The 13858-nt window shown below is 60.6% G+C and carries 20 protein-coding genes, 2 tRNA genes and 1 riboswitch; of the genes, 14 read left to right on the top strand and 8 right to left on the bottom strand.

Going from position 1 to position 13858, the window contains the following annotated elements:
* Positions 1–5: 5 nt before the first annotated feature.
* Entirely contained in the window at positions 6–932 is a 927-nt protein-coding gene (locus tag I6E81_RS03470) for an LLM class F420-dependent oxidoreductase (RefSeq protein ID WP_197106000.1), read from the bottom strand.
* Between the two features lie 26 nt (positions 933–958).
* A riboswitch (TPP riboswitch) is annotated at positions 959–1067 on the top strand.
* A gap of 33 nt (positions 1068–1100) precedes the next feature.
* On the opposite strand from I6E81_RS03470, the gene I6E81_RS03465 reads away from it, so the two are divergent.
* The 4 genes from I6E81_RS03465 to I6E81_RS03450 all read left to right on the top strand — a co-directional run bounded on the left by I6E81_RS03465 (position 1101) and on the right by I6E81_RS03450 (position 4429).
* On the top strand, positions 1101–1733 hold the full coding sequence (locus I6E81_RS03465; RefSeq protein ID WP_197105999.1) for an ECF transporter S component: 633 nt from the start codon (positions 1101–1103) through the stop codon (positions 1731–1733).
* A 110-nt stretch (positions 1734–1843) separates the two neighbouring features.
* Positions 1844–3169: an ABC transporter ATP-binding protein gene (locus I6E81_RS03460; RefSeq protein WP_307784094.1), complete on the top strand. Its 1326-nt coding sequence runs from the start codon at positions 1844–1846 to the stop codon at positions 3167–3169.
* Entirely contained in the window at positions 3166–3921 is a 756-nt protein-coding gene (locus tag I6E81_RS03455; protein ID WP_197105998.1) for an energy-coupling factor transporter transmembrane protein EcfT, read from the top strand. The genes I6E81_RS03460 and I6E81_RS03455 overlap by 4 nt, the downstream gene beginning before the upstream one ends.
* Positions 3914–4429: an ATP-binding protein gene (locus I6E81_RS03450; RefSeq protein ID WP_231599669.1), complete on the top strand. Its 516-nt coding sequence runs from the start codon at positions 3914–3916 to the stop codon at positions 4427–4429. The genes I6E81_RS03455 and I6E81_RS03450 overlap by 8 nt, the downstream gene beginning before the upstream one ends.
* Here I6E81_RS03450 and I6E81_RS03445 read toward each other — a convergent pair.
* Both I6E81_RS03445 and I6E81_RS03440 read right to left on the bottom strand, forming a co-directional pair.
* A complete protein-coding gene (locus I6E81_RS03445; protein ID WP_307783845.1) occupies positions 4426–5040 on the bottom strand; it encodes a hypothetical protein in 615 nt (204 codons plus the stop codon). The genes I6E81_RS03450 and I6E81_RS03445 overlap by 4 nt on opposite strands.
* A 46-nt stretch (positions 5041–5086) precedes the next feature.
* Positions 5087–5437 (bottom strand): metallopeptidase family protein, encoded by a 351-nt coding sequence (locus I6E81_RS03440; RefSeq protein WP_197105996.1) that lies wholly within the window; start codon positions 5435–5437, stop codon positions 5087–5089.
* Positions 5438–5616: 179 nt separating this feature from the next.
* Here I6E81_RS03440 and I6E81_RS03435 point away from each other — a divergent pair, with 179 nt between their 5' ends.
* Positions 5617–7032, top strand: coding sequence for a CotH kinase family protein (locus I6E81_RS03435; RefSeq protein WP_307784093.1), 1416 nt, complete (start codon positions 5617–5619; stop codon positions 7030–7032).
* A 100-nt stretch (positions 7033–7132) separates the two neighbouring features.
* Here I6E81_RS03435 and I6E81_RS03430 read toward each other — a convergent pair.
* Together I6E81_RS03430 and orn are read right to left on the bottom strand one after the other, a co-directional pair.
* Positions 7133–7208, bottom strand: a tRNA-His gene (locus I6E81_RS03430).
* Positions 7209–7254: 46 nt separating this feature from the next.
* Positions 7255–7875 (bottom strand): oligoribonuclease, encoded by a 621-nt coding sequence (gene orn, locus I6E81_RS03425; protein WP_197105994.1) that lies wholly within the window; start codon positions 7873–7875, stop codon positions 7255–7257.
* A gap of 67 nt (positions 7876–7942) precedes the next feature.
* Between orn and I6E81_RS03420 the strand changes: the two genes are divergently transcribed.
* The 5 genes from I6E81_RS03420 to I6E81_RS03400 all read left to right on the top strand — a co-directional run bounded on the left by I6E81_RS03420 (position 7943) and on the right by I6E81_RS03400 (position 9539).
* A complete protein-coding gene (locus tag I6E81_RS03420; protein WP_197105993.1) occupies positions 7943–8221 on the top strand; it encodes an oligoribonuclease in 279 nt (92 codons plus the stop codon).
* Positions 8199–8501 (top strand): co-chaperone YbbN, encoded by a 303-nt coding sequence (locus I6E81_RS03415; protein ID WP_197105992.1) that lies wholly within the window; start codon positions 8199–8201, stop codon positions 8499–8501. The genes I6E81_RS03420 and I6E81_RS03415 overlap by 23 nt, the downstream gene beginning before the upstream one ends.
* An 88-nt stretch (positions 8502–8589) precedes the next feature.
* A tRNA-Arg gene (locus I6E81_RS03410) sits at positions 8590–8662 on the top strand.
* A 25-nt stretch (positions 8663–8687) separates the two neighbouring features.
* Positions 8688–9125: a DUF1801 domain-containing protein gene (locus I6E81_RS03405; protein ID WP_197105991.1), complete on the top strand. Its 438-nt coding sequence runs from the start codon at positions 8688–8690 to the stop codon at positions 9123–9125.
* Positions 9126–9134: 9 nt separating this feature from the next.
* Positions 9135–9539 (top strand): hypothetical protein, encoded by a 405-nt coding sequence (locus I6E81_RS03400; protein ID WP_197105990.1) that lies wholly within the window; start codon positions 9135–9137, stop codon positions 9537–9539.
* A 21-nt stretch (positions 9540–9560) separates the two neighbouring features.
* Here I6E81_RS03400 and I6E81_RS03395 read toward each other — a convergent pair whose 3' ends face one another.
* From I6E81_RS03395 to I6E81_RS03385, 3 genes are all read right to left on the bottom strand, one after another.
* A complete protein-coding gene (locus I6E81_RS03395; RefSeq protein ID WP_197105989.1) occupies positions 9561–10229 on the bottom strand; it encodes a hypothetical protein in 669 nt (222 codons plus the stop codon).
* Positions 10230–10284: 55 nt separating this feature from the next.
* A complete protein-coding gene (locus I6E81_RS03390; protein WP_197105988.1) occupies positions 10285–10533 on the bottom strand; it encodes a hypothetical protein in 249 nt (82 codons plus the stop codon).
* 100 nt (positions 10534–10633) lie between these two features.
* Positions 10634–11641 carry an aldo/keto reductase gene (locus tag I6E81_RS03385; protein ID WP_197105987.1) on the bottom strand — a complete coding sequence of 336 codons (1008 nt, stop codon included), beginning with the start codon at positions 11639–11641 and terminating at the stop codon, positions 10634–10636.
* Between the two features lie 90 nt (positions 11642–11731).
* Between I6E81_RS03385 and msrA the strand changes: the two genes are divergently transcribed.
* From msrA to I6E81_RS03365, 4 genes are all read left to right on the top strand, one after another.
* Complete coding sequence (gene msrA / locus I6E81_RS03380) at positions 11732–12253, top strand: peptide-methionine (S)-S-oxide reductase MsrA (RefSeq protein WP_197105986.1); 522 nt, start codon at positions 11732–11734, stop codon at positions 12251–12253.
* A 127-nt stretch (positions 12254–12380) separates the two neighbouring features.
* Entirely contained in the window at positions 12381–12593 is a 213-nt protein-coding gene (locus tag I6E81_RS03375; protein ID WP_197105985.1) for a methyltransferase, read from the top strand.
* A 202-nt stretch (positions 12594–12795) separates the two neighbouring features.
* Positions 12796–13290 carry a single-stranded DNA-binding protein gene (locus I6E81_RS03370; protein ID WP_231603851.1) on the top strand — a complete coding sequence of 165 codons (495 nt, stop codon included), beginning with the start codon at positions 12796–12798 and terminating at the stop codon, positions 13288–13290.
* Between the two features lie 70 nt (positions 13291–13360).
* Positions 13361–13840 carry a hypothetical protein gene (locus I6E81_RS03365; protein ID WP_197105984.1) on the top strand — a complete coding sequence of 160 codons (480 nt, stop codon included), beginning with the start codon at positions 13361–13363 and terminating at the stop codon, positions 13838–13840.
* The last annotated feature ends 18 nt before the right edge of the window (positions 13841–13858 follow it).

Raw genomic sequence — 13858 nt, 5'->3', positions numbered from 1 at the left:
CGCGCTTAGTCGAGTTGCGGCACGACCTCGCGAGCGAGGAAGTCGAGCTGGTCGAGATCGTGGAAGTCCATGATCTGGAAGTACACGCGAGTGAACCCGAGTGCCTGCAGCTCTGAAATCTTGTCGACGACTTCGCTGGCAGTTCCCGCGAAGCCGCCAAGACGCAGGTCGGCGGGAGTTGCGTTGGCTGCGGTAGCACGCGTCTCGATCTGAGCTTCGGTGGCGCCGACAGCAGTCGTGCCGGCGATGGAAAGCACGAGCGTGGCGGGGTCGCGGTCGAAGTGCTCGCACGCGGCACGCACGCGGTTGATGCGCTCCGTGAGCGGCGCAATGGTGGCGAAGCCAGCGTTGTACTCGGTCGCAAACTTGGCGGTGAGCGCCGGCGTACGGCTTGGACCACTGCCGCCGATGATGATCGGCAGAGGGTTCTGCACGGGCTTCGGCAGCGCGGGCGACTGGCTCAGTTGGTAGTGCTTGCCCTCATAGGAGAAGGTCTTTCCCGGTTCTGTGGCCCAGATGCCCGTGATCACGTCGAGCTGTTCTTCGAGCATGCCGAACCGCTTCGCCGGGAACGGGATGCCGTACGCAGCATGTTCGCGTTCGAACCAGCCGGTGCCGAGCCCGAGCTCCACGCGGCCGCCCGACATGTCGTCGACTTGAGCTACCTGAATCGCCAAGATTCCCGGATGCCGAAAGGTTGCGGAGGAGACGAGCGTGCCCAGACGAATCGTCGAGGTTTCGCGCGCCAGCCCCGCAAGGGTCGTCCAGGAGTCCGTTGGACCAGGCAGCCCGCCGTTGCGGTCGTCCATAGTCACGTAGTGGTCAGAACGGAAGTAGCCGTTGAAACCGAGCTTCTCTGCGGCTTGCGCAAGAAGAAGCTGATCGGTGTAGCTGGCGCCGTTCTGAGGTTCAGTGAAGATGCGGAAGTCCATACGCCGAGCCTATTGATGATTAGACTGGGTGGCGAACACGGGAGTCCGGTGAGCCGGGCTGAGAGGGAGCTTCTCCAAGCTTCGACCGTCGAACCTGATCTGGATCATGCCAGCGCAGGGAGCAGACACTCTTGAAACCCGTGCCATTCACTAGTGAAAGGCACGAAAGTGACCACAACAGCACCATCCTCATCCACGTCTACCCCGACGAAGCCCGGATCGCGTTTTCAGTGGCGGGTGATCGACATCGTCGTGGCGAGCGTTATTGGCGTCGCAAGCGGTTTGATCTTCGTCGTCTGGAACGTTGCCTCCGTTCCCGCTCTGGCCCCGTTCGCTGCGCTCCTGCCCGGCTTGCAAGCGATTGGTGGCGGTTTCTGGCTCTTCGCCGGCGTGCTCACCGCACTCGTCATCCGCAAGCCAGGTGCCGCGATTTACGGAGAGATGGTCGCCGCCTCCGTGTCGGCCCTTATCGGTAACCAGTGGGGTGTACTCACTCTCGTGAGCGGCTTCACACAGGGGATTGGTGCCGAGATCGTCTTCGCTGCCTTCCTCTACGCCAACTGGCGCGTCAGCGGTGCGATTCTTGCGGGCGCCGGTGCCGGCCTCGCGATGGCTATTACTGACTTGCTGCTCTGGTACCCGGGATCAGCGCTTCCCTTCATCATCATCTACACGATCGCCGCCATCGTCGGCGGGATGCTCATTGCTGGCCTCCTGTCGTGGCTCGCGACGCGCGGTATTGCGGCAACCGGAGCGCTCAACCGCTTTGGTGCTGGCCGCGAGATTGCGAAACGGGTCTGAGCCCCACCACGCCTGTTGGCGTCACCGTCGAAGGATGGGGGTGGCGCCATTCCAGCAGGCTCGCTTGGGCGGTACGCGGTCTCGATCTGCGTATTGAACCGGGCGAACGCGTGTTACTCCTCGGCGAGTCCGGGGCGGGAAAGTCAACGTTTCTGCATGCCCTCGCCGGGGTAGTCGGCGACGACGAAGGCGAAACAGAAGGTTCCCTGCTCGTCGCGGGCGAGCATCCGGCCGCCCATCGTGGGCGCACCGGTCTCGTGATTCAAGACCCCGACAGCCAAGTGATCTTGGAGCGCGTCGGAGACGACGTTGCGTTCGGTTGTGAAAACTTGGGTGTTCCGCGCGACGAAATCTGGATTCGTGTGCGTGACAGTCTCGCCTCCGTCGGCCTCGAGGTTGCTCTCGACCGCAACACCAGTGCGCTCTCGGGCGGTCAGAAGCAGCGGCTCGCGCTCGCCGGGGTGCTGGCCATGCGGCCCGGTTTGATCGTGCTCGACGAACCGACCGCCAATCTTGACCCCGCGGGGGTGACCGAGGTTCGGGATGCCGTCATCCGCGTCGCCGAGGCAACCGGCGCCACGATTGTGGTTGTCGAACACCGCGTCTCGGTGTGGAGCGACGTTGTCGACCGCGTCGTAGTGCTCGCCGCCGGCGGGGGAGTCATCGCCGATGGGGCGCCCGCCGACGTTCTCGCACGGCAGGGCAAAGAGCTCGCCGCTCGGGGAGTCTGGATCCCGCAGTTTCCGCCACCGCGCCCGGTGCGGGCAGTACGGGGCCCGCAACACGCGCTTCTCAGCGCTCAGCAGTTGACCGTCGGCCGCGGCAAAGTAGCCCTGGGGGCTCCGCTCGACCTCCAGATCATGAGCAGCCACGCTCTGGCCATCACCGGCCCCAATGGCGCAGGCAAGTCAACGCTCGCGCTCACCCTTGGTGGGCTTTTGTCGCCCGTCAGTGGTGCTGTCGTGGCGAGCCCGGCGCTCGCGAATGGAGCGGGCGAGCATCCGATCCGCTGGAAGTCGCGTGAGCTGCTCACCCGAATCGGCACCGTGTTTCAAGATCCCGAGCACCAATTGCTGACGAGCACAGTGCGCGCAGAGCTCGAAGTGGGCCCGCGGGCATTGAAGCTCCCCGAGAGCGAAGTGGATGCTCGCGTCAACGAGTTGCTCACCCGGTTGCGCCTTGACCGGCTAGCCGACGCCAACCCGTTCACTCTCTCGGGCGGCGAGAAACGTCGCCTGAGCGTCGCCACAGCCCTCGCTACGCGCCCGCAGGTGCTCGTGCTCGACGAACCCACGTTCGGGCAAGATTCGCGCACCTGGAGCGAATTGCTCGCCCTGCTGGCACGACTCGTGGATGACGGAAGCAGCGTAATCGCCGTCAGCCACGATCTCGATTTCGTCGATGCACTCGCCGACTCAACGGTCGTGCTCGAATGATCCCTATCGCGTCGGTGAATCCCGTGGCCAAACTAGGAGCAGGGCTCCTCGTGAGCCTGTTCTTGCTCGCCACGATCGACTGGGTGTCGGCCACGACCGCGCTCGTGCTCGAGCTTGCCATCATCGCGTTCTTCGGGATTGAGCCGAAACGATTCTGGTTGCGGACTTTGCCGGTGTGGGTGGCGGCTCCGCTGACCGCTCTCACGATCCTGCTGTATGGCCGCTATGACGGCACCGTGTACTTCGAATTCTTGTTGATCAGAATCAGTGATGGTTCGATCGAGCTCGCCCTCGCGACCTTCTTGCGGGTGCTCGCGATCGGCCTGCCCGCGGTCGTGTTGTTCATCTCGATCGACCCCACCGACTTCGCTGATGGCCTCGCTCAGCGACTTCGACTGCCCGACCGCTTCGTTGTTGGCGCGTTAGCAGCCGTGCGCATGGTCGGGCTCTTTCTCGAGGATTGGCGCTCTCTCGAACTAGCCCGTCGCGCTCGTGGCGTGGCAGACCGTGGTCGCCTCCGCCGTATCGCCGGTCAGGGTTTTGCGCTACTTGTGCTCTCGATCCGTCGAGGCAGCAAACTGTCTATTGCGATGGAAGCGCGCGGCTTCGGCGGCGATACGACCCGCACGTGGGCCCGGGAGTCGCCGTGGGGGCGGGCTGAATGGCTCACGCTGCTCGTGGGTCTGCTGATCGGCATTACCGCTACAGTCGTTGCCGTGCTCACGGGAAGTTGGAATCTCATTGTTGGCTAGCGCGCAGCCGCCTGCTCCACGCTGGCGGTGTCTTATCGATGGTCGCTCTGGTTCGGGCAAGACCGAACTTGGCCGTGCCATGGCCGCAGCCTGGCCAGAGGTTCAGCTAGTGAAACTCGACGACTTTTATCCCGGCTGGGATGGCTTGGATGCCGCTAGCGCCCTCGTTCCGCGCATCCTCACCGAGTTGCGGTGGCAAGAATGGAACTGGCTCACCAACGAGCCGGGGCCTTGGCACGAGCTCGACGGCGATCGCCCCCTCGTGCTGGAGGGAATCGGTGCCCTGAGCCGCGCATCCGCCCCTCTCGTCGACCACAGCATTTGGGTCGAGCTCGACGACGCCTCACGCAAGAAGCGGGCCCTCGACCGCGACGGAGACACCTACGCCCCACATTGGGAGCGGTGGGCACGCCACGAGCTCCGCTTTATGGCACGCGAGAACCCCCGTGAACTGGCGGATGAGACGCTCGACGGTGTCGATATCTCACGCTGGTTCGCTGGGCGTTAGTTGGACTTGTTCCACACCTGAATGAGGTCGGTTCCGCGCGGGTTGACCGTCATCACGTCCCCTTCGCAGGTGAGCACTAGCCCGAGCATGTCATCGAAGTCGCTGCGGGGAATCGTGTACTTCAACTCTTCGACAGGCTCATCGGCGAGCACTGCCGTGGTTTCGACCGTGTAGTCGGAGATGTCCCAGTCGCGGGGGATCGCGACATCCACGTTGATGAGGGCCTTGCCGACGACGGTTCCCGTGTAGGACTGGGTGATCGTCATGACTTGATCTGCCTTGGGCTCAGCGCTAATTGTGAACACGAGGTCTGACTCGATCGTGAGAGCACCAGTGCTCTCCCACGTGAGAGTTTGGCCGCCGCTAGGTTCGACAGCCTTCGCCGGAACGTCTTCAGAGGGTAGTTCTGCCAGAAGCTTTTCAGCGAGATCAGCAGTGTCGAGCGTCCACGTGTGACCCATCGCGCACAATTCCATGGCCGTAGGCGGCTCGCTGGTATCGGCGGGTTCGATCAGTGCGCAACCAGACAGCACCAGCAGTGCGGCGGGGGCCATCAACAACGCACTCGCGCGCTTGCTCGAAATCATCAATCCTCCTGAGGTTCGTGACACTCACGAAATCCTACGCGGTCAGGACCGGATGTCGGCTCACCGACCGCTAGGCCCAGCCGAGTTCATGCAATTGCTCGTCATTGATGCCGTAATAGTGGGCGATTTCGTGCACGAGAGTGATGTGAATCTGTTCTTTCAGCTCGTCGAGCGACTCGCTCACGGCCAGCAGTGGTTCCCGAAAGAGGACGATGCGGTCGGGCAATTCGCCAAAGCCGTACTGACCGCGCTCGGTGAGGGCAACACCGTCGTACAGGCCGAGCACCGAGAGCGACCCATCGTCGGGGCGATCTTCGGTCACAAATACGACGTTCTCGAGCCCCTCAACGATCTCGTCGGAAAGTGCATCAAGGCCTTCGACAACGAGCGTCTCGAACTGTTGGGCATCGAGATTCTCCATGAACCCAGCTTGCCAGCTTCTGCTGGGAGGAATGACAGTGCCCTTTCCGGTGAAACTCCCGTTGTGGTCTTAGCAAACCGATAGAAACTTTCTTTAGCGTCGCACTCATGCAAAGAAAAAAGTTATGGGGCGTAGTCAGCACTACCGTCGTTCTCACTCTTACACTCGCGAGCTGCTCCGTGGGTTCGACGGACACTGCGGGGAGTGCAGGCACCACCGACTTTGTGAACGTGAGTCTCACGACTGAAGCGGACTCGTTTTTCGATTCTGCTGTTGTGCACTCCATCGAAATTGACGTCGATAGCGACGAGGTCCTAGAGATGGTCGAGACGTATCTCGATTCCGGCGATAAGGAGTGGCTGGAAGCGACCGTGGTTATCGACGGCACGACCTATGAGCAGGTGGGAATCAAGCTCAAAGGAAACTCGAGCTTGCGCGGAGTAACCGCGGACACTCCCATTGAAGAACTGCCCTGGAGAATTCGTCTCGATAAGTATGTTGACGGACAAAGCATCGAGGGGGTCACTGATGTTGTGGTGCGCTCCAACAACACTGAGACCTCACTGAACGAGGCTGTTGCTCTTGAGACGTTGAGCGCGGCTGGGTTGGCGAGCGAAGAATCAGTTGCGACACGGTTCTCCGTGAACGGTAGCGAAGAGACTCTGCTTCTCACTGTCGCGGTGCCGAACCAATCGTGGATTGAACGAAACTACGAGGCGGGATTGCTGCCCTCGGATGATGGCATCCTCTGGAAGGCGGAGAGCGAAGGCGATTACTCCTGGTTAGGTGACGACCCGGAGCTCTACACGGAGGTGTTTGATCGCGAGGCCGGAGATGATGACTACGAGCCCCTGGTCAACTTTCTCGATGTCGTAAACAACACGACAGACGAAGAGTTTGTCGATCAACTTTCCGACGTTCTCGACGTGGAATCCTTCGCGCGATATCTCGCGGTTGAAGATCTCATTGACAACTTTGACGACATTGATGGGCCTGGCAACAACTCGTACCTGTATTACGACCCAGATTCTGGGCTCATGTCAGTCCTGGCCTGGGACCATAACTTGGCGTTCGGCACGGTAAACGAAGCCGGCGGCGGTACCGCGGGCGGCGCAGCGCCTGAGGGTGCGCTTCCTGAGGGTGCGCTTCCTGAAGGCGAGCTTCCTGAGGGTGCGCTTCCTGAAGGCGAGCTTCCCGAAGGCGAGCTCCCCGAGGGCGAGCGTCCGAGCGGCGCCGCTGAGGGTGCTGCTCCCGGAGGTTTGCCTGCCGGAGGCGGCGGGGATGCCGCAGGCGGTGGACAGGCTCAGCAGGGCAACAACATTCTGACAACACGGTTCACCGAGATTCCGGAGTTTGCTGCGCTGTACGAGGATGCGCTCGAGGAGTTGCAGGCGGAGATTTTCGAGAGCGGGCAATTCGCCAGCATCGTAGAGTCGCGTTCCGAAACGCTGTCTGACGAGGCGGCTGATCTCGTCGACAGCGCAGTGCTGGAATCTGAAACGGAAGCGATACTTGCCTACTCATCCGGTGAAGTGCAAGAAACCGCGGCAGGGCAAGGCGGTGCTCAAGAAGGCACGCGACCGGGCGGTCGATAATTCGTAGGTCGCTCGCTGCGGGGAGCCGGTAACAACAAAAATGAGGCCCAACCCCTCGCGAGACATCATGTTTGTCTCGAGGGGTTGGGCCTCATTATCTTGGGGTGAACGACGGGGCTCGAACCCGCGACTTCCGGCTCCACAAGCCAGCGCTCTACCAACTGAGCTACGCCCACCAAGGTTGTTTTTCGCCCTGCGGCGATAAGCAACTGTATAAGTGTATTACAACCGCGGAGCGAATCCAGCCACTACGTCAGCAGAAATTGCTTGAACCTGTTCTGTCGTCGGTCCTGGTTCGCCCACAAAGACCGCTTTGCGGTAGTAATCGAGCTCACGAATCGACTCGAGAATGTCGGCAAGAGCCCGGTGTCCTCCGTTTTTGTCTGGGGCGTTGAAGTACACGCGCGGGAACCAACGCTTCGAGAGCTCTTTGATCGACGACACATCGACGCTGCGGTAATGCAGGTGAGTGTCGACGCGTGGCATGTACTTGGCCAAGAAGGTGCGGTCGGTGCCAATGGTGTTGCCGGCCATCGGGGCGGTGCGGGCGTTGGGCACGTAGCGCACGATGTACTCGTTCACGGCGAACTCGGCGTCAGCAAGAGAAACCCCGTTGGGCATCTCTTCGATGAGTCCGCTTGAGGTGTGCATGTTGGTGACGAACTCACCCATGTTCGCGAGAGCAGCCTCACTGGGCTTGATGACAATCGTCATTCCCTCATCGACGGGAACGAGGTCGTAGTCGGTGATCACCACCGCAACTTCGACGAGTTCGTCGATTTCGACATCCAATCCCGTCATCTCGCAGTCGATCCAAACCAGATAATCAGCGTGTGATGCCATGACCCGATTCTACCGCTCCTGAAATGTCACCAGCGTTCGTCCACTCTTGTCTGGTAAACCTGTGGTCATGAGCGAATCAACCCCCACTCTCGCGCACGGCGACGAGTACATCGTGTTTTTTGTCGGCGGCCCGTACAACGGCCAGAACGATACGCGTATTGCAACCGAGGAGGGATGGGATGATTATGTGACCCTGATCGCTGCAGACGCTGTAGGTTCCGAAACGCAATTGCGTTACGAATCTCCGGTAGCGAAGCAGGTCGGCGACAAAGTCCACGTGACGTATACGTGGGATCAGGCCGATAGCGACCCTCTGGAAGACCTTGACGAACGAAACGACCTCTAGCAGCAGCATCTCTGAACAGCCAACGGTGCTGTTCTTTTCGTCTGCCTTTTGTGACCCGTGTGCGACGGCGCGCCGAACCCTCGACGAGGTGGCGCGCCTCGTACCGGCGGTGACCTATGCAGAATTGGATGTCGCGCGTGAGGCAGAGCGTGCCGAGCAGGCTGGCATCACCTCTACGCCCACCATCGTGATTGTGTCTGCGCAGGGCGAAGAAGTTTTCCGTGCCCAGGGCGCCCCAACGCTCAACCAGATGTTGGTGGCGCTCGCGAAAGCCGTATAGCGACTGATTCGCATCGTGCGATTGGTCCGCATCGTGCCACTGATCCGCATCGTGTGACTAACGCGCTATCGTTTAACGCGTATACCCCGCCCTCGTAGCTCAGGGGATAGAGCAGGAGCCTTCTAATCTCTTGGCCGCAGGTTCGAATCCTGCCGAGGGCACCGCATCGAAGGGGATGGTCCTGACGTGAACACACCGAACAAAACGGCCCCTACCGCGGTCACCGTTGCCGAGTTCATCGACTCCGTGCCGACCGAACGGCGGCGGGATGAGGCGCAGACTCTTCTGGATATCTTTGGCCGTGCCTCTGGCCAGCCTGCAGTGATGTGGGGCACATCCATCATTGGGTTCGGCTCCAGTCACTATCGGTATGCCACCGGTCGTGAGGGAGATACGGCCACGATTGGTTTCTCTCCGCGCAAGGCCAAAATCTCGCTGTACACGGCTCGCAATTTTCGGGAGTTCCCGGAGCTGCTTGAGCGACTGGGAACCCATGAACTGGCGGTGGGCTGTCTTTATGTCAAGAAGTTGGCTGATGTCGATCTTACGGTTCTCGAGGAGTTGCTGACGCGAAGCTATGAGGTTGCCCGTTTTGATTACGATGCGCTCGCCGAGGATGACTGAGGCTCCGGCGTGAACCGTGGGCGGGCTCTCCTGGCGGCCGCCGTGGCTGGTGTGGCGCTAACCACCGTCTCGGGTTGCATCGCAGGGCCGGAGCCGACGGTCGCAGTTTTCGAGGTCCCCAGTGGCGGTCAGTTCACGATCGAGCTTGTGACCCCGGAACTCGTTGAACATGCTCAGGCACTGCTGGCGGGGGAGAACCTAGCCGCGGTGCCTCAGGGAGTCGTCGTGCGGGAATCGTCGTCGGTAAACATGCCGTGGTCGTGGCACATCGACCCTGCCACGCTTGAGTTCACCAACATCACGACCGAGGCGTGCGATGGTATTCCGCAGTATGTCGAGGATGAGATTCTGACCTCAGACAGTTTTTGTCCGTGGTCTGCTCGTGTTATCGCGGTTGAGGGACCTGACGCCTAGGACGTGTGGTGGTCCACGTTGTTAGTCGCGGTCGGGAGTGATGACGACTGTCGGAGTCGGTTCCGAGCCTGACGCGGTAGCGGAAGACGGCGGTGTGGACGAACCCGTAGACGGTGTTGAGCTGCCTTCGGCGGCTTGACGCGACGCCCATTCTTGCTGCTTGACGACGAGCTCGTCTTCAGCTTCGCCGGTTTCGTATTTCCAGCTGGCGAGGTCTTGAGCGAAGAGCTTCTTGGCGCGGCCGGGACGGGCTTGCCAATCAATGAGGCCGTCTTGAAGCTCTGCGAGGTCTTGTTCGGCCTGGAAGCTGTAGTTGACGGAGTTCTTCTTCATGGCCGCGAGCTTGTGAGAAGCCCAGTCGGCGGCGATGTTTGCACCCTTGAGGGGGAGGAGGCGCACTCGAACTTCGGCTTCGCTTGCCTGGTAGTCGACGTGCTCTTTTTCGCCGGCGGAGAGAGTGCTCCAGGCGGCAGCGCGACGGCCCGATGAAATAAGAGCAGCGACGGCGGCAGCCTTGGCTTGGCGGTCTTGGTGGCCGATAAGGCGACGCAGCGAAGAGCGCGCGATGAGCCCGACAATGATTCCTCCGACAACAATCGCGAGGAAGGGCACTAGAGCGTTCGTAATAAACGTCCAGCCTGCATCAGAGTTGAACCAGTCGACGATGTCGTTCCACCACTCAAGAATCATGTTGGAACTGTAACCCGGCTAGCGCACGTGACCCGATAGCGACAGGCGCGTCACATCAAAACCGGAAGATATCGAGAGCATCGTCGATGGTCCAAAAGTCTCCGAGGGGCAAGAAGCGGCGTTGGCGCTGAAGCATGCGCTTGGCTTGAAAACGAAACCCTGCAGCGGATTGCCAGCGGTGAACGTAGCCCAACACTTCGCCATCCTGGCGGGTAATGCGCCACAGGTCGTCGTTGAGTTGAACAGTCACGACGCTTGAGCGAATCGAGCGCGTAGGGCCAGCGAAATCGAGAGTGGTGGTCATGGGTGCTCCTGACAAATATCGAACGCGAATGTGTGTTGTTCGAATATATGTTCGAACACTGACATTCGTGCGTCAGGAGCACCTCAATGACGAGGTTTGGCTAGCGCAAAGCCGTACCGTCGAACGCGAGTGGCTCGATGGCGGCAAGTTCGGCATCCGTTAATGCTGGGCCCTCGAGGGCGGCAAAGTTGTTCTCCAACTGCGCGACACTGCTGGCTCCGACAAGCGCAGACGTAACTTGCGGATGACGCAGCACCCAGGTCAGCGCGAGCTGAGCGAGGCTTTGCCCACGGTTCTGAGCAATCTCGTTCAGGGCCCGAACGCGTTGCAGGTAGGTGTCACCGATGGGGCCGGGCTGGAGCCAGCGACCCTCCGACGCACGAGATCCGTCGGGGATCGTGCCATCCAAGTAGCGGTCGGTGAGCAAACCCTGCGCGAGCGGGGAGAACACGATGCTGCCGGCACCGATCTGGTCGAGCACGGGAAAGAGTCCGCTTTCGATGTGGCGATCAAACATGTTGTAGCGCGGCTGGTGAATGGTCAGCGGGATGCCGTACTCCGCGAGTGCGGCAGCGGCGGCTACGGTCTGCTCGGGGCTGTAATTCGAGACACCAACGTAGAGCGCTTTGCCCGAGTTCACTGCGGTCGCCAATGCGCCCATCGTTTCTTCGATAGGGGTCTCGGGGTCGGGGCGGTGGTGGTAGTAGATGTCGACATAGTCGAGGCCCATGCGGTCGAGGCTTGCGTCGAGAGACGAGAGCAAATATTTGCGTGAACCCCCGTCTTGGTAGGGGCCGACTCCCATCGTGTAGCCGGCCTTGGTCGAGATGATCAGTTCATCGCGATAGCGCTCGAAGTCGTCGGCAACGATCTCGCCGAAGTTGCGCTCGGCGGCACCGATTTCGGGGCCGTAGTTGTTGGCCAAGTCGAAGTGAGTGATGCCGAGGTCGAACGCGCGGCGCAGAATCGCTCGTTGCGTTGCGCGGGGTCGGTCATCACCGAAGTTGTTCCACAATCCCAACGACATCGCGGGAAGTGTGAGGCCGCTGCGGCCTACGCGGTGATATTCGGCGGTGTCATATCTGGCGGGGGAGGCTTCGTAAGGCATTCGTTCAGCATATGCCCAGCGACTGAGGGAACACGGCACGCGAGGTGTGCGTTGTATGAGACATCCAGCCCAAGAAAGTAGGCTCAACTTATGCACACATTTCATCTCGCAGGCGGCTGTTTCTGGTGCCTCGATGCGGTCTACCGCACCCTTAACGGCGTCACCGACGTAGTCTCTGGATACACCGGCGGCACAGTGCCCAACCCCAGCTATGAACTGGTGTGCACTGAGACCACCGGCCACGCAGAAGCGGTTGCCGTCACCTTCGACCCTGAGGTCATCCCCGACGAAGTCATTCTTGACGTGTACTTCACCCTCCACGACCCGCGCCAGCTCAACCGGCAGGGCAACGACGTGGGATCGTCGTACCGTTCGGCGATGTTCTACGAAGACGACGAGCAGAAAGCTCTCTTCGAGGCTGCCCGTGACCGCGCATCCGAATATTGGGATGGCGGCATCGTGACGACGATCGAGCCACTCGACACCTACTACAAGGCTGAGGACTACCACCAGGACTTCTTCGCGAAGAACCCCGGCCAGGGGTATTGCATGGCGGTTGCGTTGCCCAAGGTCAACAAAATTCGTTCATCGTTCTCGAGCTACATCAAGTAGTACTCGGCAGCGACACAATCTGTGCGCCGTCTCGCACGAAGGTCTTTATCTTCGTCGCGAGGCGGCGTACGGTCGTTAACAAGCGACAGTGGCGTCGCTTTCTTACTAATTCGAAGGAGGTTCGGAAATGACAAACCACACTCTGACCGGACAAACCTGGGTGGCATTCACGCAGGCAGGAGCAGTTGGCTCGGTGCACCGGGTAACAGACGGGTTCACCTTCAAGTTATTGAAAGACGAAGACTATCGAGCGGTGTATCCGACTCTGGATGCCGCGAAGGCTGCCCTGCACGCGAACCTGCTTCCCGGCACGGCGTGGCCTGAGTTCCGCGAGCACTAGGCTGATCGCCCACTTCTCCTGATAGCGGGCGCGGTGTGTCCGGCATCCACAGATGCTGAGGCGCATCTCGCTCGCTGTGGCGTGCTGACGAACACTGGTGTCAGACGGATGCCGGGTCGGCTTCCCGGCACGAGTGTCGGCCCGCATCTGTCTCCCACATCGGCCGCGTTGTTCGCTTCGTGGCCCAGACCTAGGAGCAGATATGTCAGACACTATTACCGTTTCGGGGCTCGTCGCGACGACCCCACGGCACATCGTCACGAGTGAAGGTTTGCCCATTACGTCATTCCGGCTCGCGTCTACGCAGCGTCGGTTTGACCGCAGCAATCAGCGGTGGATCGATGGCGAAACCAACTGGTACACGATCACCTCGTTTCGCCAGCTCGCGATCAACAGCGCTACGTCGATCGGCAAGGGCGATCGCGTCGTGCTCAGCGGGCGGCTGAAGATTCGCGAATGGGAGAACGCTGACCGCAGCGGCACCAACATTGAGATTGAAGCAGACTCGCTCGGTCACGATCTCATGTGGGGCACTGCTCAGTTTTCTCGAACCATCTCCAGTGTGAGCTCAGCGAGTCACCAGACCGAGAGCGACGATACGTTCCCCGCAGCTGACGCTGACGCTGACGCTGACGCTGACGCCGCTGAAGAAGGCGAGCTCATTGCGGCGGGAAGCAGCGCAGTCAAGCCCTTCTGAGCGGATCGTGCGCGCAAGCAATCTAGACTTGATGCGGCCCTGAAGTCTCGTGGCCGATGAAGGGAATGCAATGCGCGTACGACCCACTCGCCGACTCGGTGCAGTTCTTGCCCTCACCTTGGCGGCAGCAGTCGCGCTCAGCGGTTGCGTTGCGGAGACGCCCGAACCGACAGCAACCCCCACAACATCAACGACGCCGGCTCCCGAGGCCAGCGAGACTGCCCCCATGCTGCGCCCCGGCGAGAATGCCGTAGCTAATCGTCAATTCTTCGATCAGATCAACACCGAGTACTTCGAAGCGAACGGTCGCGGAGATGGCCGCAGCATTGTTGACAACCTCATCGAAAACGGTTTCGAGAAGCAAGACATGGAAGTCACTGCAGACACCACGGCAATCGGCCTCGCCACAGACTCCATCGTGGTCTCCGTGCGCATCAAGGGAGAGTGCCTGCTTGGCCAGTTTGCTCCCGATAACTACGTCTCATCCATCGAACCGCTTTTGGGCACCGGTGGCTGTCTTGTCGGAAAGACCCGCGCAATCGACTGGTAGTCCCGAATCGGGTTCGAC

Source organism: Salinibacterium sp. NG22 (genome assembly GCF_015864925.1).
Lineage (GTDB): Bacteria > Actinomycetota > Actinomycetes > Actinomycetales > Microbacteriaceae > Rhodoglobus.
The sequence above is the reverse complement of the archived record's forward strand: the minus strand, read 5'-3'. Positions and strand labels throughout refer to the sequence as shown.